This is a genomic window from Burkholderia sp. PU8-34 (assembly GCF_053427725.1).
In genome coordinates, this window is sequence record NZ_JBSAXC010000003.1 from 217754 (window position 1) to 236143 (window position 18390).

Genomic DNA, 18390 nt, shown 5'->3' on the forward strand with positions numbered 1-18390 from the left:
TCGGCTTCGGCGCCCAAAAGGCGCGGTAAGCTGATGATTCGCAAGCGTCTTTACGTAAATTTCCCATGCCGCGCCCGATCTCCGCCACCATCCATACCGCCGCCCTCGCGAACAATCTCTCCGTCGTCCGCCGTTATGCCGGTCAGTCCAAGGTCTGGGCGATCGTCAAGGCCAACGCATACGGCCACGGCCTCGCGCGCGCGTTTCCCGGGCTGCGCGGCACCGACGGGTTCGGGCTGCTCGACCTCGACGAGGCCGTCAAGCTGCGCGAACTCGGCTGGGCCGGCCCGATCCTGCTGCTCGAAGGGTTCTTCCGTTCGACCGACATCGACGTGATCGACCGCTACAGCCTGACCACGACCGTCCATAACGACGAGCAGATGCGGATGCTGGAGACGGCGCGGCTGTCGAAGCCGATCAACGTGCAACTGAAGATGAACAGCGGGATGAACCGGCTCGGCTACCTGCCCGAGAAGTACCGCGCCGCGTGGGAGCGTGCGCGCGCCTGTCCCGGCATCGGCCAGATCACGTTGATGACCCATTTTTCGGACGCGGACAGCGAGCGCGGCGTCGCCGAGCAGATGGCCGCGTTCGAGCGCGGCGCGGAAAACATCGCCGGCGCGCGCAGCGTCGCGAACTCGGCGGCGGTGCTCTGGTACCCCGGCACGCATTTCGACTGGGTGCGCCCGGGGATCATCCTGTACGGCGCATCGCCGTCCGGACGCTTTGCCGACATCGCCGACACGGGCGTCAAGCCGGCGATGACGCTCGCGTCCGAGCTGATCGCGGTGCAGACGATCGCGAAGGGGCAGACGATCGGTTACGGCTCGACGTTCTCCGCGCAGGCGCAGATGCGCATCGGCGTCGTCGCGTGCGGCTACGCGGACGGCTATCCGCGCGTTGCGCCCGAGGGTACGCCGGTGATCGTCGACGGCATCCGCACGCGGATCGTCGGCCGCGTGTCGATGGACATGATCACGGTCGACCTGACCCCATGCCCGCAGGCGGGCGTCGGCTCGCGCGTCGAGCTGTGGGGCAACGACCTGCCGATCGACGACGTCGCGCGTCACTGCGGGACGATCGGCTATGAACTGATGTGCGCGGTGGCCGCCCGCGTGCCGGTGCGCGCGGAATAAGGGCGCACCGCGTGGCCAAACAGAAAACGATCTACGTCTGCAGCGAGTGCGGCGGCCAGACGCCGAAGTGGCAGGGGCAGTGCCCGTCGTGCCAGGCCTGGAACACGCTCGTCGAATCGGTGGCCGAATCGCCGGCCGCGCACCGCTTCCAGTCGCTCGCGAAGCGCGCGCCGGTGCAGCGCCTCGTCGACATCGAAGCGGCCGACGTGCCGCGCTTCTCGACCGGCATCGGCGAGTTCGACCGGGTGCTCGGCGGCGGGCTGGTCGCGGGCGGCGTCGTGCTGATCGGCGGCGATCCGGGCATCGGCAAGTCGACGCTGCTGCTGCAGTCGCTCGCGGACATCGCGAGCGAGCGGCGCGCGCTCTATATCAGCGGCGAGGAATCGGCCGCGCAGATCGCGTTGCGCGCGCAACGGCTCGCGCTCCTCGACGGCGGTGCGCCCGCGGCCGAGCTGAAGCTGCTGGCCGAGATCCAGCTCGAGAAAATCCAGGCCGCGATCGACGCGGAACGGCCGGACGTCGCGGTCATCGACTCGATCCAGACCGTCTATTCGGAGGCGCTGACGTCGGCGCCCGGTTCCGTCGCGCAGGTGCGCGAGTGCGCGGCGCAGCTCACGCGCATCGCGAAGCAGTCGGGCACCGCGATCATCATGGTCGGGCACGTGACGAAGGAGGGCAACCTCGCCGGCCCGCGCGTGCTCGAGCACATCGTCGATACGGTGCTGTATTTCGAGGGCGACACGCACTCGTCGTTCCGCCTCGTGCGCGCGTTCAAGAACCGCTTCGGCGCCGTCAACGAACTCGGCGTGTTCGCGATGACCGAGCGCGGGCTGCGCGGCGTCGCGAATCCGTCCGCGCTGTTCCTGTCGCAGCACGAGCAGGTCGTGCCGGGCTCGTGCGTGCTCGTCACGCAGGAGGGCACGCGGCCGCTGCTCGTCGAGATCCAGGCGCTCGTCGACACCGCGCACGTGCCGAACCCGCGCCGCCTCGCGGTCGGCCTCGAGCAGAACCGGCTCGCGATGCTGCTGGCGGTGCTGCACCGCCATGCGGGCATCGCGTGCTTCGACCAGGACGTGTTCCTCAACGCAGTGGGCGGCGTGAAGATCGCCGAGCCCGCCGCCGATCTCGCGGTGCTGCTCGCGATCCATTCGTCGATGCGCAACAAGCCGCTGCCGAAGGGGTTGATCGTATTCGGCGAAGTGGGGCTCGCCGGCGAGATCCGGCCGTCCCCGCGCGGGCAGGAGCGTCTGCGCGAGGCCGCAAAGCTTGGTTTCACGACTGCGCTGATCCCGAAGGCGAACGCGCCGAAACAGCCGGTCGACGGGCTCGAGGTGATGGCGGTCGAGCGGCTCGAGCAGGCGATCGACCGCGTACGCGGGCTTGAGTGAGTGCCTTGCCGACAGACGCCGGCGGCCATGCCCCGGCGATCTGTCGCGTAATTCACTGTAAAGAATATGTAGGGATATGTAACCTGCCGGACATTCCTTTTCCCTATCCTTGGGTGAATTGTCGAGCCGCGCAATGCCGCGCAATTCGAAAGGGACTCATGTTGAAACAGTCTGGGCAAGTGCCGGGCGGACGCGCATACAACCTGCGCGGCTGCCGCGTGTCCGAGCCGATTCGCCAGCCCTGGGGCGGTGGGTGCCGGATCGTCGAATGGATCGATGACGAAGGGCGCCTTGCGCGCCGGGTCGTGTCGGAGGACGTGACGGAGGCGGAAGTAGCCGCAACGATCCGGCGGCCGACCGAAGGGCGCCGTCACCTGATGGGCGACGACGAGCAGATGCCGCGCGACACGCTGCCGCGGCGCTGAACGCGCGGGCCGGGCGGGTTGCAGGAAGCATTGGCCGGGCCGGCGAGCCCGGCCATGTCGTATTCGCGGCACGGATTTGCGCAGGCGTGCAGGCCGCGCCGGCATTCAGGCCGGCAAACGCGACATGCCCGCTCGTTCACGCATCGACGTAGCGGCCGTCGGCGAGCCGGCCGCTACATTCCGCACTCAGCATTCCGCACTCAGCCGATCTGCTCGAGTTCTTCCTGCGCGGCGAGCCAGTCCGCTTCGACGGTTTCGAGGCGGGCGGTGATGTCGCCGAGCTTGCGGATCGCGTCGGTCAGTTCCGTCTTGCGGGCGGCCTCGTAGCTCGCCGGATCGGCAACGAACGCGTCGAGGCGCGCCTTCTCCGCGTGCAGCGTCTCCATTTCCTTTTCCAGCTTCGTGATGCGCGACTGCAGCGGCTTCTTCAGATGCGACAGGCGCTGCCGTGCCTCGGCCTCCTGGCGCTTCTGGTCCTTGCGGTTGACGGCCGGCCCTGCGGCTGCCGCCGCCGCGCTGTCGGCCTTCGCGGCGGCGCGCTGCTCGGCCGCATGCTGCAGCAGCCAGTCGCGATAATCGTCGAGATCGCCGTCGAACGGCTGCAGCCGGTGCTTCGCGACGAGCATGAACTGGTCGGTCGTCGCGCGCAGCAGGTGCCGGTCGTGCGACACGAGGATCAGCGTGCCCTCGAATTGCGCGAGCGCCATCGTCAGCGCGTGGCGCGTCTCGAGGTCGAGGTGGTTGGTCGGCTCGTCGAGCAGCAGCAGGTTCGGCTTCTGCCAGATGATCAGCGCGAGCGCGAGGCGCGCCTTCTCGCCGCCCGAGAACGGGCCGACCGCGCTGGTCGCCATGTCGCCCGAGAAGTTGAAGCCGCCGAGGAAGTCGCGCAGCTCCTGTTCGCGGGTATCGGGCGCGAGGCGCGCGAGGTGCGCGAGCGGCGAATCGTCCTCGCGCAGCGTTTCGAGCTGGTGCTGCGCGAAATAGCCGATCGTCAGCCCCTTGCCTTCGCGGACCTGGCCCGACAGCGGCGCGAGCGTGGCGGCCAGCGTCTTGATCAGCGTCGACTTGCCCTGGCCGTTCGCGCCGAGCAGGCCGATGCGCTGGCCGTTCTGGATCGACAGCGACACGCGCTCGACGATCGGGATCTCGGCACCGCCGTCGCCGTGGTAGCCGCAGCGGACGTCTTCCATCACCATCATCGGGTTCGGCGCGGCGTCGGGCGTGCGGAATTCGAACGTGAACGGCGACGCGATGTGCGCCGGCGCGATCAGCTCCATCTTCTCGAGCGCCTTCATCCGGCTTTGCGCCTGGCGCGCCTTGGTGGCCTTGGCCTTGAAGCGGTCGACGAAGCTCTGCAGGTGCTCGATCGTCTTCCGCTGCTTCTCGTACGCGCTTTGCTGCAACGCGAGCTGCTGCGCGCGCAGCACCTCGAACTGCGAGTAGTTGCCACCGTAGCGCTTGACCTGGCGGTTCTCGAGATGCAGCGTCACGTTGCAGATGGAGTCGAGGAATTCGCGGTCGTGCGAGATCACGACGAGCGTGCCGGGGTAGCGGTGCAGCCAGTCTTCGAGCCAGACGATCGCGTCGAGGTCGAGGTGGTTCGTCGGTTCGTCGAGCAGCAGCAGGTCGGACCGGCACATCAGCGCCTGCGCGAGGTTCAGGCGCATGCGCCAGCCGCCGGAGAAGCTCGCGACCGGTTCGCGCGTCTGCGCGAGCGTGAAGCCCAGGCCGAGCAGCAGCGCCTCCGCGCGCGCCGGCGCGGTGTAGCCGTCGGCGTCGGCGAACGCCGCATGCGCTTCCGCTTCGGCCGCGCCGTCATGCGCGGCGGACGCGGAAGCGATGCGCGCCTCGATTTCGCGCAGCGCGGTGTCGCCGTCGAGCGTGTAGTCGAGTGCCGTACGGTCGACGGCGGGCGTTTCCTGCGACACATGGGCGATCCGCCACGACGGCGGCATCGAGAAATCGCCGGCGTCAGCGTGCAGTTCGCCGCGCAGGACCGCGAACAGCGTCGACTTGCCGGCGCCGTTCGCGCCGATCAGGCCGGCTTTCTCGCCGGGATTGAGCACGAACGAGGCCGCGTCGAAAAGCGGCTTGGTGCCGCGCGCAAGGCTGAACTGATTGAAACGGATCACGACGGAAATGACTGGGCAAAACCGCTATTCTAGACTGCGGACCGCGCGCCGGGCATTGGCCGTTCGGGAGATCGCGCGCCGGCGCGATTTCATATAGGGTCGGCGGAGGTCCGATATTGGCGTGGACAGGCCCTATACTCCACGTCGATCCGATTTCGAAGGGGGTAGCCCGATGTCCACACTGTATTCCTTCAGCGCGGAGACGCTCGCCGGCGCGCCGGTGTCGCTCGACGCGTATCGCGGCAAGGTGCTGCTGATCGTCAATACCGCGAGCGAATGCGGGTTCACGCCGCAGTACGCGGGGCTGCAGAAGCTCTACGACCAGTACACGGAGCGCGGCTTCGTCGTACTCGGTTTCCCGTGCAACCAGTTCGGCAAGCAGGAGCCGGGCGACGCCGCGCAGATCGGCGCGTTCTGCGAGCGCAACTACGGCGTCACGTTCCCGATGTTCGCGAAGATCGACGTGAAGGGCGACCACGCGCACCCGCTGTATCGCTATCTGACCGACGAGGCGCCCGGCATCCTCGGGCTCAAGGCGATCAAGTGGAACTTCACGAAGTTTCTCGCCGATCGCGACGGCAGGATCGTCAAACGCTATGCGCCGTCGACCAAGCCCGACGAAATCGCCGCCGACGTCGAAAAGCTGCTCTAACGGGGCGGGCCGGCCAATCAACGGTCTGGCCCCGCCAACGACGGGCCCGCTTGCCGGCCGTGCCGGGCGGCGGGCTGCGGGGCGCGTGCCACGCACGACGGGCGACAGCGCATGCAGCCGCCGCAGGTGCGCGTTCAGCGCGAGCGGAACCTAGAGAATCGGCGCGAACAGCCGCGCGATGTGCATCGCGACGCGCCGCCATGCCGGCGAATGGCGATATTCGCCGTCATCGACCTCGTACGCCTGCGCGAAATCGGCCGCGAGCATCGTTTCGACTTCGTCGGCGAATGTGCGGTCGACGGTCAGCACCATGATCTCGAAGTTCAGGCGGAACGATCGGTTGTCGAGATTGGCGCTGCCGATCGCCGCGGCGCGGCGGTCGATCAGCACGACCTTCTGGTGAAGGAACCCCGGCCGGTAGCGGAACACCTTGACGCCCGCGTCGACGAGGTCGCGTGCATAAAGCTTCGACGCCTCGAACACGACATAGTGGTCGCGCCGGCTCGGGATCAGGATGCGCACGTCGACGCCGCGCATCACCGCGAGCTTGAGCGCGGCGATCACGGCTTCGTCCGGAACGAGATACGGCGTCGTGATCCACACCCGTTCGCGCGCCGCGTTGATCGCCTCGACGAAGAACAGCGAGCCGGTCTCCTGCTTGTCGGCCGGCCCCATCGGCACCGCGAGGCAATGCATGTCGGCGTCGGCGAGCGCGGCGGGGGGGGGCGCGAGCGGCGGCAGTCGCTGCGTCGCCCAGTGCCAGTCTTCCGCGAACACGTACTGGATGCTCGCGACGGCGGGGCCGCGCACCTCGATGTGCGTGTCGCGCCACGGCGACAGCCGCGGTTTCGCGCCGAGATACTCGACGCCGACATTGTGTCCGCCGACGAACGCGCGATCGCCGTCGACGACGACGATCTTGCGGTGATTGCGGAAGTTGAGCTGGAAGCGGTTGACGAACTGGCGCTTGGTCGCGAACGGATGGACTTCGACGCCGCCCGCGCGCAGCGCGTCGACATAGCCGTGCGGCAGGTCGAAGCTGCCGATGCTGTCGTACAGCACGTAGCAGCGCACGCCGGCGGCTGCGCGCGCGAGCAGCGCGTCGCGCAGCATTTGCCCGAGCGCGTCGTCGCGGATGATGAAAAACTGGACGATCACGTAATCGCGCGCGCTGTCGATCGCCGACAGGATCGCCGCGAACGTCGCCTCGCCGTTGACGAGCGTGCGCACCGCATTGCCGGCGAGGAACGGCATGCCGCCGAGCCGCGTCAGCGCGCGCACCGCGGCCTCGCCGAGCGCATCCGCGGGCGGACCCTCGGTCGAGCCGCTGTCGCGCCACGGTACGGGGTGGGTATGCGTGCGCAGCGTTTCCGCCTCGTGGCGCCGCGCGTCGACGTAGCCGGAAAACTTGCTGCGGCCGAGGAACAGATACGGGATCAGCGTCAGGTAGGGCATCGCGGCAAGCGACACCGCCCACGCAATCGCGCCTTGCGACGTGCGGGTATTGAGGATGGCGTGGCAGGCCGCGATCACCCCGAGCACATGGATGGCGAGGATGAGCGTGCCAAGATGTAGCCAGTCGAGGGTCATAGGCGCGTGACGGACTCCTGAAGTCGTGCGGCGCGGTGGCCGCTTACGCGCATCTTACCGAACCGCGCGGCGTAGCGGGACGCGGTGGGGCGCCGCGCCGCGCGGTTCGGTCGGGGCCGATGGGGGCCTGGAAACGGCCGTCAGGCTTTCAGCGGGAGATCCGACGCCTGGATCAGGAACACGCTGTCCTCGCCGGCGCTGGTCGGCAGCCACGTCATCTCGAGGCCGCCGAACGCCGCCTCGACGTTCGCGCGCTCGTTGCCGATCTCGACGACGAGCACGCCGTCGTCGTGCAGCCAGTTGCGCGCGTCCGCGATGATGCGGCGGACGATGTCCATCCCGTCATCGCCGCCCGCGAGCGCCATCTCGGGCTCGTGCCGGTATTCCGGCGGCAGCGCGGCCATCGACGCCGCGTTCACGTAAGGCGGGTTCGTCAGGATCACGTCATAGCGCGAGCCGGGCTCGGTCGAGCGGAACACGGGCAGCGGCGTATAGAGGTCGCCGCGATGCAGCGCGATGCGGTCCTGGAGACCATAGTCGCGCACGTTGATCTCGGCGACTTCGAGCGCCTTGTCGGACAGGTCGACCGCGTCGATTTCCGCGTTCGGGAACGCGCTCGCCGCGAGGATCGCGAGGCAGCCGGAGCCCGTGCACAGCTCGAGCACCGCGCCGACCTGCTCGGGGTCGGCGACATACGGCTGCAGCCCGTCGTCGAGCAGCTCGCCGATGAACGAGCGCGGCACGATCACGCGCTCGTCGACGTAGAAGCGATGACCGTGCATCCACGCTTCATGCGTGAGGTATGCGGCCGGCACGCGCTCGGTCGCGCGCCGCTCGACCACCGCGAGCACCGCGTCGATCTCTTCGGGCAGGAGGCGTGCGTCGAGGAACGGTTCGAGCGTGTCGAGCGGCAGGTCGAGCGTGCGCAGCACGAGATAGGCCGCTTCGTCGTACGCATTGTCCGAGCCGTGGCCGAATGCGAGCTTCGCCTTCGAGAAGCGCGTGACTGCGTAGCGCAGCAGGTCGCGGACTGTTGCAAAAGGTGTCGTCGTCATGCGGGGCTCCGTCAGGCGATCAGTTGTTCGAGCACGCGGCGATACACGTTCTTCAGCGGGTCGATGAAGCGGACCTCGATGTGCTCGTCGATCTTGTGGATGCTGCCGTTCGGCGGGCCGAATTCGATCACCTGCGGGCAGATGCGCGCGATGAAGCGGCCATCGGACGTGCCACCCGTCGTCGACAGCTCGGTGGTCAGGCCCGTCTCGGCGCGAATCGCGTTTTCCAGCGCGTTCGACAGCTCGCCGCGCGGCGTCAGGAACGGCAGGCCGCTGACCGACCAGTTGAGCTCGTAGTCGAGCCCGTGCTTGTCGAGGATCGCATGCACGCGCGCCTGCAGGCCGTCGACGGTGCTCGCCGTCGAGAAGCGGAAGTTGAACAGCAGCTCGGCGTGGCCGGGGATCACGTTGGTCGCGCCGGTGCCTGCCCGCAGGTTCGACACCTGCCAGGTGGTCGGCGGGAAGTATTCGTTGCCTTCGTCCCACTGTTCGGCGGCGAGCTCGGCGAGCGCCGGCGCGAGCAGGTGGATCGGGTTCTTCGCGAGGTGCGGGTACGCGATGTGGCCTTGCACGCCCTTGACGATCAGCTCGCCGGACATCGAGCCGCGGCGGCCGTTCTTCACGACGTCGCCGAGTTCGGCGGTCGACGTCGGCTCGCCGACGATGCAGTAGTCGAGGCGTTCGCCGCGCGCGCCGAGCAGCTCGACGACCTTCACGGTGCCGTCGGTCGCCGGGCCTTCTTCGTCGCTCGTGATCAGGAACGCGATCGAGCCGCGGTGGTTCGGGTGCGCGGCGACGAATTCCTCGGCTGCGACGACGAAACCGGCGAGCGAGGTCTTCATGTCGGCTGCACCTCGGCCGTACAGCTTGCCGTCGCGGTGCGCGGGGACGAACGGCGGCGACGTCCATTGCTCGAGCGGGCCGGTCGGCACGACGTCGGTGTGGCCGGCGAATGCGAGCAGCTTGCCGTCGCGGCCGTCGGCGCCGCGCTTGACGGCCCACAGGTTGGTGACGCCGTGCGACGCGATCGTCTCGCATTCGAAGCCGAGCGCGGCGAGGCGCTCGGTCATGATCTGCTGGCAATGCTGGTCGTCGGGCGTCACGGACGCGCGGGCGATCAGCTGTTCGGTAAGGGCTAGGGTGGCGGACATGGTTCGAACCACTTTCGATAAAAAATGCCGGCGCGGTGGCCGGCAGCGATGAGGCTTCGGGCGCGCAGCGCCTACGCGGCGAACAGCGCCGCGTACTGGTCGGCCGCGAAGCCGAGTGATTTCACGCGGCCGTTGACGACGAGCACGGGCCGCTTGATGACCGACGGCTTGTGGATCATCAGCGCGATGGCGCCGGACGGCGTGTCGGCGGCGGCCTTCATCGCGTCGTCCAGGCCGCGCCACGTGGTGCCGCGCTTGTTGACGAGCGCGTCGAGCGACACGTCCTTCAGCCAGTCCTCGACCAGCGGCGCGCTGACGCCGAGCTTCTTGAAATCGTGAAACTCGAACTCGACACCGTGATCGTCGAGCCACACGCGGGCCTTCTTCACGGTGTCGCAGTTCGGAATGCCGTACACGACCACGGTGTGCGGCTTCGCCATCAGTCGCCTCGCAGCAGCTCGTTCAGGCCGACCTTGGCACGGGTCTTCGCGTCGACCTTCTTGACGATCACCGCGCAGTACAGGCTGTGCGAGCCGTCCTTCGACGGCAGGTTGCCCGCGACGACGACCGAGCCGGCCGGGATGCGGCCGTAGCTGACTTCGCCGGTTTCGCGGTCGTAGATCTTCGTGCTCTGGCCGAGGTACACGCCCATCGAGATCACCGAGTTCTCCTCGACGATCACGCCTTCGACGACTTCCGAGCGCGCGCCGATGAAGCAGTTGTCCTCGATGATGACCGGGTTCGCCTGCAGCGGCTCGAGCACGCCGCCGATGCCGACGCCGCCCGACAGGTGCACGTTCTTGCCGATCTGTGCGCAGGAACCGACGGTCGCCCACGTGTCGACCATCGTGCCTTCGTCGACGTACGCGCCGATGTTCGTGTACGACGGCATCAGCACGACGTTCTTCGCGATGAACGAGCCGCGGCGCGCGATCGCCGGCGGCACGACGCGGAAGCCGCCCGCGGCGAAGTCTTCGGCCGTGTAGTTCGCGAACTTCGACGGCACCTTGTCGTAGAACTGCGAGTAGCCGCCGGCCGGCATCGGTGCGTTGTCTTCCAGGCGGAACGACAGCAGCACGGCCTTCTTCAGCCACTGGTGCACGGTCCAGTTGCCGTCGATCTTCTCGGCGACGCGCAGCGCGCCACGGTCGAGCTGCTCGATCGCGTGCGCGACGGCTTCGCGGACTTCGGCGGGCGCGGCCTTCGGCGACAGCTCGGCGCGGTTTTCCCAGGCGGTATCGATGATTTGCTGAAGTTGTTGCGACATGTTCGTTTTCGCAGGAGATGGATGGAATTGATCGGGATGGCCGTTTTACCGCGCGAGGCCGCGGCAGAAATCGACGATGCGTTGCGCGCCCTCGACGCATTCGGGGGTGCCCGCGACGAGCGCGATCCGGATGAAATCGCGGCCCGGGTTCGTGCCGTGCGCGTCGCGCGCGAGGTACGAGCCGGGCAGAACCGTCACATTATAGTCGGCGTACAGGCGCCGGGCGAACTCGGTGTCCGACAGCCCGGTGCGCGCGACGTTGGCCCACAGGTAGAACGCGGCGTCCGGCAGTTTCACGTCGATCACGTCCGCGAGCATCGGCGTCACGGTGTTGAACTTCTGCACGTACAGCGCGCGGTTCTCGCGCACGTGCGCCTCGTCGCCCCATGCGGCGATGCTCGCCTGCTGCCAGACGGGCGACAGCGCGGCGCCGTGGTACGTGCGGTACAGCAGGAATTTCTTCAGCAGCGCCGCGTCGCCCGCGACGAACCCCGAGCGCATGCCCGGCACGTTCGAGCGCTTCGACAGGCTCGACAGCATCACGAGGCGCTCGAAGCCGCGGCCGAGGCGGTGCGCGGCCTCGAGCCCGCCGAGCGGAGGGCGGGATTCGTCGAAATAGATCTCCGAATAGCATTCGTCGGACGCGATCACGAAGCCGTGGCGATCCGACAGCGCGAACAGCTCGCGCCAGTCGTCGAGCGTGAGCACCGCGCCCGTCGGGTTGCCCGGCGAGCACACGTACAACAGCTGGGTGCGCGCCCACACGTCGTCCGGCACGGCCGCGTAGTCGCACGCGAAATTGCGGGCCGGGTCGCTATTCGCGAAGTACGGCTCGGCGCCCGCGAGCAACGCCGCGCCCTCGTAAATTTGATAGAACGGATTCGGACAGAGTACGATCGCTTTCTCGCCGCTTTCGGACCGGTTCGGGTCGATCACCGTCTGCGCGAGCGCGAACAGCGCTTCGCGCGAGCCGGATGCGGGCAGCACCTGCGTGGCCGGATCGATCGCCGGCAACCCGTAGCGGCGCTCGAGCCAGCGCGCGATCGACGTGCGCAGCGGGTCCGAGCCGGCCGTGGCCGGATACGAGGCAAGGCCGTCGAGGGCGGCTACCGCGGCGTCGCGGATCAGTGCCGGGGTCGGATGCTTGGGCTCGCCGATGCCGAAGCTGATCGGCTTCAGGTTGGCGGCGGGCGTCACGTCCTTGAACAGGGCGCGCAGCTTTTCGAAGGGATAGGGCTGGAGCGAGTCGAGTCGAGGATTCACGGGCGAAGCGGCCATCGCGGCCGGTTTGGGGCGAAAGGGGCGGCGTGCGCGCCGCGCGGCAGCGAGGCGGGGCCGATGAAACGGAGCCGGCGAGGCGGCACGTGTCGCGACCGATGATTATAGCGTGACGGAATGCGGTCACGGCGGGCCGGAGCACCGGGCGGGCAACGAAAAACAGAGGGTATCGAACGAGATGAATAATGCGGTACGCGGCAGCCTGCCGACGCTGGCGATCCTGGTCGGCGCATCGGTTTGGGGCCTGATCTGGTATCCGCTGCGGATCCTTGCGTCGCTGGGCCTGACGGGCACCGCGGCGAGCGCGCTGACGAGCATCGTCGCGTTCCTGTCCGTCGTCATCGCCCGGCGCAGCACGATCGCGACGCTGCGCTGGCACTGGGTGCTGCCCGGGATCGCGGTGACGGCCGGCGTGACGAACCTCGGTTTTGTCTGGGGCACGATCCACGGCGAGGTGCTGCGCGTGATGCTGCTGTTTTATCTGACCCCTGCATGGACCGCGATCTACGCGCACTTCCTGCTGCGCGAACGGCTCACGTGGGCGGGCGCGGGGCTCGCCGCGCTGTCGATCGGCGGCGCGATGCTGATGCTGTGGTCGCCGCAGCTCGGCGTGCCGCTGCCGGCCAACCCGGCCGAATGGGCGGGGCTCGCGGCCGGGCTTTCGTTCGCGATGAGCAACGTGCTCGTGATCAAGGCGAGCCGCGAGCTGCCGCAGATGCGCGCCGAGATGCGCACCGCGACGCTGTTCGGCGGCGCGGCCGTGTTCGGCGCGATCGCGTCGCTGTTCGAGGGGCTGCCGGCCGTGCCGGCGGGTGGCAATCTCGGCGTGGCGGCGCTGATCGTCGTCGCAATCGGCGTGACGATGGCGTCGAACAACCTGCTCGTCCAGTACGGGCTGGCCCGCGTGCCGGCGAACCGCGCGTCGATCATCATGCTGTTCGAGATCGTGATCACCGCGCTGTCGGCGTGGGTGTTCGCGAACGAATTGCCGAGCGCGCGCGAGTGGGTGGGCGGCGCGTGCATCGTGCTCGCGACGCTGCTGTCGAGCCGGGTCCACCGGTCGCTTCCGGCGCAGGACAAACCCGGCGACGGGCGGGACGGCACACGCGCGATGGTATGATGGGTGCCGTTTGCGGGGCACAACGCTTGGGCATTGCTTGAGCGCGCGGCCCCGCTTTTGAATTCGGGGGCGCGCCGCGCGCAAGGGCCGGCAGGTCCGGCGCGGCGTGCCGCCGTCCGTTTCACACATTCTTCACATCCGATACCGCCGTGCGTCTGAGCTCGATCAAACTCGCTGGCTTCAAATCCTTCGTCGATCCCACGCATTTCCAGGTTCCGGGCCAGCTCGTCGGCGTCGTGGGCCCGAACGGCTGCGGCAAGTCCAACATCATCGACGCCGTGCGCTGGGTGCTCGGCGAGTCGCGCGCGTCCGAGCTGCGCGGCGAGTCCATGCAGGACGTGATCTTCAACGGCTCGACCGCGCGCAAGCCGGGCAGCCGGGCGAGCGTCGAACTGATCTTCGACAACTCCGACGGCCGCGCCGCCGGCCAGTGGGGCCAGTACGGCGAGATCGCCGTGAAGCGCGTGCTGACGCGCGACGGCACGTCGAGCTACTACATCAACAACCTGCCGGCGCGCCGCCGCGACATCCAGGACATCTTCCTCGGCACGGGCCTCGGGCCGCGCGCTTACGCGATCATCGGGCAGGGCATGATCGCGCGGATCATCGAGGCGAAGCCGGAAGAGCTGCGCGTGTTCCTCGAGGAAGCCGCGGGCGTGTCGAAGTACAAGGAGCGCCGCCGCGAGACCGAGAACCGCCTGCACGACACGCGCGAGAACCTGACGCGCGTCGAGGACATCATCCGCGAACTCGGTGCGAACCTCGAGAAGCTCGAGGCGCAGGCGGTCGTCGCGACCAAATACAAGGAACTCGTCGCCGACGGCGAGGAGAAGCAGCGTCTGTTGTGGCTGCTGCGCAAGAACGAGGCCGCGGGCGAGCAGCAGAAGCAGCAGCGCGCGATCGAGCAGGCGCAGATCGACCTCGACGCGCAGACCGCGAAGCTGCGCGAGGTCGAGTCGCAGCTCGAGACGCTGCGCGTTGCGCACTACGCGGCGAGCGACGCGATGCAGGGCGCGCAGGGCGCGCTGTACGAAGCGAACGCCGAAGTCAGCCGGCTCGAAGCCGAGATCAAGTTCATCGTCGAATCGCGCAACCGTGTGCAGGCGCAGATCGCCGCGCTGAACGCGCAGCGCGAGCAGTGGCGCGCGCAGGCCGACAAGGCGCAGGACGAACTCGAGGACGCCGAGGAAGCGCGCGCGATCGCGGACGAAAAGGCCGCGCTCGCAGAGGACGCCGCCGCCGCGAAGCACGACGCGCTGCCGGCGCTCGAGGCAACCTGGCGCGACGCGCAGGCGCAGCTCAACGACGAGCGCGCGCGGATCGCGCAGACCGAGCAGTCGCTGAAGCTCGAGGCCGCGCACCAGCGCAATGCCGACCAGCAGCTGCAGCAGCTCCAGCAGCGGCACGAGCGCCTGAAGGCCGAATCCGGCGGCCTCGACGTGCCGGACGAAGCGCAGCTCGAGGAGCTGCGCATGCAGCTCGCCGAGCAGGAAGAAATCCTGTCCGACGCGCAGGCACGCGTCGCCGACGCGCAGGAAACGGTGCCGCGCCTCGATGCAGAACGCCGCGCCGCGCACGAGCGCGTGCAGGCCGAGAGCGCACAGATCCACCAGCTCGAGGCGCGCCTCGCCGCGCTCAGGCAGCTGCAGGAAAACGTGCAGACCGAGGGCAAGGTGCAGCCGTGGCTCGACAAGCACGAGCTCGGCGCGCTGCCGCGTCTGTGGAAGAAGCTGCACGTCGAGCCGGGCTGGGAAACGGCGCTCGAGGCCGTGCTGCGCGAGCGGCTCGCCGCGCTCGAGGTGTCGAATCTCGACTGGGTGAAGGCGTTCGCGACCGACGCGCCACCTGCGAAGCTCGCGTTCTATGCGCCGCCGCCGGCCGGCGAAGCGCCTGCGGCCGCGGCCGGGCTGTGCCCCGTGCTGTCGCTCGTGCGGATCGACGACGCGGGCATCCGCGCAGTGCTGAACGACTGGCTCGGCAACGTGTACGTCGCTGACGACGTCGCGCAGGCCCTCGCGACGCGCACGCAGCTGCCGGCGGGCGGCACGTTCGTCGTCAAGGCGGGCCACATCGTCACGCGCGTCGGCGTGCAGCTGTACGCGGCCGATTCGGAACAGGCGGGGATGCTCGCCCGCCAGCAGGAAATCGAGAACCTGACGCGCCAGGTGCGTGCACAGGCGCTCCTCGCCGACGACGCGAAGTCTGCCGTGGTGCGCGCGGAAGCCGCGCATACGCAGGCGACCCAGGCGCTCGGCGACGTGCGTGCGCAGGCCGAACGCGCGACGCAGCGCGTGCATGCGCTGCAGATGGACGTGCTGAAGCTCGCGCAGGCGCACGAGCGTTATACGCAGCGCAGCACGCAGATTCGCGAGGAGCTCGAGGAAATCGGCGCGCAGATCGAGGAGCAGCGCGCGCTGCGCGCAGAGTCGGAAGCGAATTTCGAGCGCTTCGACGGCGAGCTCGCGGAGCTGCAGGCGCGCTTCGAGGACAACCAGCTCGCGTTCGAGTCGCTCGACGAATCGCTGACCCAGGCGCGCCAGGAAGCGCGCGACCTGGAGCGCGCGGCGAACGACGCGCGCTTCGCGGCCCGCAACGCGGTGACGCGGATCGACGAGCTGAAGCGCAGCATCCAGGTCGCGCACGAGCAGAGCGAGCGCGTTGCCGCGTCGCTGGAGGATGCGCGCGCCGAACTCGAGACGATCAACGAGCAGACCGCGCACACCGGGCTGCAGGATGCGCTCGAAATCCGCGCGGTGAAGGAAGAGGCACTGCAGGCGGCGCGCATCGAGCTCGACGACCTGACCGCGAAGCTGCGCGCGTCGGACGAGCAGCGCCTCGTCGCCGAGCGTTCGCTGCAACCGCTGCGCGACCGCATCACCGAATTGCAGTTGAAGGAGCAGGCCGCGCGCCTGTCCGTCGAGCAGTTCGCCGAGCAGCTCGCGGCGGCGCAGGTCGACGAGGAAGCGCTGCGCGAGAAGCTCACGCCGGACCTGAGGCCGTCGTACCTGCAGGGCGAGGTCACGCGCCTGAACAACGCGATCAACGCGCTCGGCCCCGTGAACATGGCCGCGCTCGACGAGCTGAAGGCCGCGAGCGAGCGCAAGGTGTTCCTCGACGCGCAGTCGGCCGACCTGACCGACGCGATCACGACGCTCGAGGACGCGATCCACAAGATCGACCAGGAAACCCGCACGTTGCTGCAGGGAACCTTCGACGAAGTCAACCGTCACTTCAGCGACCTGTTCCCGCGCCTGTTCGGCGGCGGCCAGGCGAAGCTGATCATGACGGGCGACGAGATTCTCGACGCCGGCGTGCAGGTGATGGCGCAGCCGCCCGGCAAGAAGAACGCGACGATCCACCTGCTGTCCGGCGGCGAGAAGGCGCTGACCGCGACCGCGCTGGTGTTCGCGATGTTCCAGCTGAACCCGGCGCCGTTCTGTCTGCTGGACGAGGTCGACGCGCCGCTCGACGACGCGAACACCGAGCGCTTCGCGAACCTCGTGCGCGCGATGTCGGACAAGACGCAGTTCCTGTTCATCTCGCACAACAAGATCGCGATGGAGATGGCGCAGCAGCTGATCGGCGTGACGATGCAGGAGCAGGGCGTTTCGCGGATCGTCGCGGTGGACATGGAAACCGCCGCGGGATTTGCCCAGAATTGACGTTTGACGACTATGGCTCGCGGGTGCGCGGCATGGCGATGCCCCGTGCATCGACGCCCGCTTGCGAGTCCAACGAAAAAGAATTGCTGATGGAGCGTGCATGGACGAGTTGACACTCGGTTTGATCGGCGCGGGCGCGGTCGTGGTAGGCGGCGTCGTGGTCTATAACGCGTGGCAAGGTGCGAAGGTGCGGCGCAAGATGCCGCGGCCGATGCCGCAGGAGGCCGCGGAGGCGCTGAACCGCCCCGAGCGCGACGATGAACTGCCGTTCATCGAGCCCGTGCGTCAGCCGGTGCGCCGCGAGCCGGCGGCACCTGCGGCCGAGGCCGCAACGGCCGCAACGGGCGCGGCAGCGGAAGCCGCGCGCGTCGAGCCGACCTTCGGCGGCGCCGCGCCGGCCGACATGCCGGCAGACCTGCAGGCCGAGGCGACGTTGCCCGACGTGCCGACTGACGAGCCGGTCGAGGCAGTCGAGACGGCCCACGAATCCGCCGCGGGCGAACCTGTCGAGCCCGTGCTGCCGGCGGCGACGACGATTTCCGCCGCGCCGCCCACGGTCGTCGACCGCCGTATCGACTGTATCGTGCCGATCCGTCTTGCGTCGCCGCTGCCGGGCGACAAGATCCTGCCGGTCGCGCAGCGCCTGCGCCGCGCGGGCAGCAAGCCCGTCCACATCGAAGGCAAGCCCGAAGGCGGCAACTGGGAGCTGTTGCAGAACGGCGTGCGCTACGAGGAACTGCGCGCAGCCGCGCAGCTCGCGAACCGCAGCGGCCCGCTGAACGAGCTCGAGTTCTCGGAATTCGTGACCGGCGTCCAGCAGTTCGCCGACGCTATCGACGGCGCGCCTGAATTCCCGGACATGATGGAAACGGTGTCGATGGCACGCGAGCTCGACGGCTTCGCCGCGCAATGCGACGCGCAGCTGTCGATCAACGTGATGTCGGACGGCGCGCCGTGGTCGGCCAACTACGTGCAGGCGGTTGCATCGCAGGACGGCCTGCTGCTGTCGCGCGACGGCACGCGCTTCGTCAAGCTCGACGCGAAGCAGAATCCGGTGTTCATGCTGCAGTTCGGCGACACCAACTTCCTGCGCGACGACCTGACCTACAAGGGCGGCAACATGATCACGCTGGTGCTCGACGTGCCGGTCGCGGAAGAGGACATCCTGCCGTTCCGGCTGATGTGCGATTACGCGAAGTCGCTGTCCGAGCGGATCGGCGCGCGGGTCGTCGACGACTCGCGCCGGCCGCTGCCGGAATCGACGCTGCTCGCGATCGAGCAGCAGCTGATGAAGCTGTACGCGAAGCTCGAAGAGGCCGGCATTCCGGCCGGCTCGCCGGTCACGCGGCGGCTCTTCAGCCAGTAACGCGATCGTCCGGACGGCGCGTCCCGCAGTTGCCGTCCGCATCGCCGTCCGCTGCGGCGCCGACGCGGGCGCAGGCCCGCCGCCAGCCCTGCGCGGGCGGGCGATTCGGGCGCCCCGTCGGGACGCCAAACTGAGATAATCTGGCATTCGAATATCTCAGCAAGACAC

General features: G+C 68.6%; 14 protein-coding genes. 7 read left to right on the plus strand and 7 right to left on the minus strand.

Translation table 11 applies throughout. From position 1 onward, the window contains the following. Positions 1–65: 65 nt before the first annotated feature. The 3 genes from alr (at position 66) to ACV22Z_RS09325 (ending at position 2949) form a co-directional block, all read left to right on the plus strand. A complete protein-coding gene (gene alr / locus ACV22Z_RS09315; RefSeq protein WP_448076015.1) occupies positions 66–1136 on the plus strand; it encodes an alanine racemase in 1071 nt (356 codons plus the stop codon). An 11-nt stretch (positions 1137–1147) separates the two neighbouring features. Then, on the plus strand, positions 1148–2524 hold the full coding sequence (gene radA / locus ACV22Z_RS09320; protein ID WP_448076016.1) for a DNA repair protein RadA: 1377 nt from the start codon (positions 1148–1150) through the stop codon (positions 2522–2524). A gap of 158 nt (positions 2525–2682) precedes the next feature. After that, positions 2683–2949 carry a DUF2866 domain-containing protein gene (locus ACV22Z_RS09325; protein WP_448076017.1) on the plus strand — a complete coding sequence of 89 codons (267 nt, stop codon included), beginning with the start codon at positions 2683–2685 and terminating at the stop codon, positions 2947–2949. A gap of 200 nt (positions 2950–3149) precedes the next feature. Here the strand turns inward: ACV22Z_RS09325 and ACV22Z_RS09330 are convergent, their stop codons facing one another. Further along, positions 3150–5081 (minus strand): ATP-binding cassette domain-containing protein, encoded by a 1932-nt coding sequence (locus ACV22Z_RS09330; protein WP_448076018.1) that lies wholly within the window; start codon positions 5079–5081, stop codon positions 3150–3152. Positions 5082–5253: 172 nt separating this feature from the next. Between ACV22Z_RS09330 and ACV22Z_RS09335 the strand changes: the two genes are divergently transcribed. After that, positions 5254–5733 (plus strand): glutathione peroxidase, encoded by a 480-nt coding sequence (locus tag ACV22Z_RS09335; protein WP_448076019.1) that lies wholly within the window; start codon positions 5254–5256, stop codon positions 5731–5733. A gap of 150 nt (positions 5734–5883) precedes the next feature. Here the strand turns inward: ACV22Z_RS09335 and cls are convergent, their stop codons facing one another. The 6 genes from cls to dapC form a co-directional block, all read right to left on the minus strand. Then, entirely contained in the window at positions 5884–7323 is a 1440-nt protein-coding gene (gene cls / locus ACV22Z_RS09340) for a cardiolipin synthase (protein WP_448076020.1), read from the minus strand. Positions 7324–7463: 140 nt separating this feature from the next. Continuing rightward, entirely contained in the window at positions 7464–8378 is a 915-nt protein-coding gene (gene prmB, locus ACV22Z_RS09345; RefSeq protein WP_448076021.1) for a 50S ribosomal protein L3 N(5)-glutamine methyltransferase, read from the minus strand. 11 nt (positions 8379–8389) lie between these two features. Then, positions 8390–9529, minus strand: coding sequence for a succinyl-diaminopimelate desuccinylase (gene dapE / locus ACV22Z_RS09350; protein WP_448076022.1), 1140 nt, complete (start codon positions 9527–9529; stop codon positions 8390–8392). A gap of 71 nt (positions 9530–9600) precedes the next feature. Beyond that, positions 9601–9969, minus strand: coding sequence for an ArsC family reductase (locus ACV22Z_RS09355; protein WP_448076023.1), 369 nt, complete (start codon positions 9967–9969; stop codon positions 9601–9603). Continuing rightward, entirely contained in the window at positions 9969–10796 is an 828-nt protein-coding gene (gene dapD, locus ACV22Z_RS09360) for a 2,3,4,5-tetrahydropyridine-2,6-dicarboxylate N-succinyltransferase (RefSeq protein ID WP_069745057.1), read from the minus strand. Before dapD ends, ACV22Z_RS09355 begins: the two co-directional genes overlap by 1 nt. 45 nt (positions 10797–10841) lie before the next feature. After that, positions 10842–12074 (minus strand): succinyldiaminopimelate transaminase, encoded by a 1233-nt coding sequence (gene dapC / locus ACV22Z_RS09365; RefSeq protein ID WP_448076024.1) that lies wholly within the window; start codon positions 12072–12074, stop codon positions 10842–10844. A 178-nt stretch (positions 12075–12252) separates the two neighbouring features. Between dapC and ACV22Z_RS09370 the strand changes: the two genes are divergently transcribed. From ACV22Z_RS09370 to ACV22Z_RS09380, 3 genes are all read left to right on the plus strand, one after another. Beyond that, complete coding sequence (locus ACV22Z_RS09370) at positions 12253–13194, plus strand: DMT family transporter (RefSeq protein WP_448076025.1); 942 nt, start codon at positions 12253–12255, stop codon at positions 13192–13194. 149 nt (positions 13195–13343) lie between these two features. After that, positions 13344–16856 (plus strand): chromosome segregation protein SMC, encoded by a 3513-nt coding sequence (smc, locus tag ACV22Z_RS09375; RefSeq protein ID WP_448076026.1) that lies wholly within the window; start codon positions 13344–13346, stop codon positions 16854–16856. A gap of 100 nt (positions 16857–16956) precedes the next feature. Further along, entirely contained in the window at positions 16957–18222 is a 1266-nt protein-coding gene (locus ACV22Z_RS09380) for a cell division protein ZipA C-terminal FtsZ-binding domain-containing protein (protein ID WP_448076027.1), read from the plus strand. Positions 18223–18390: the final 168 nt, after the last annotated feature.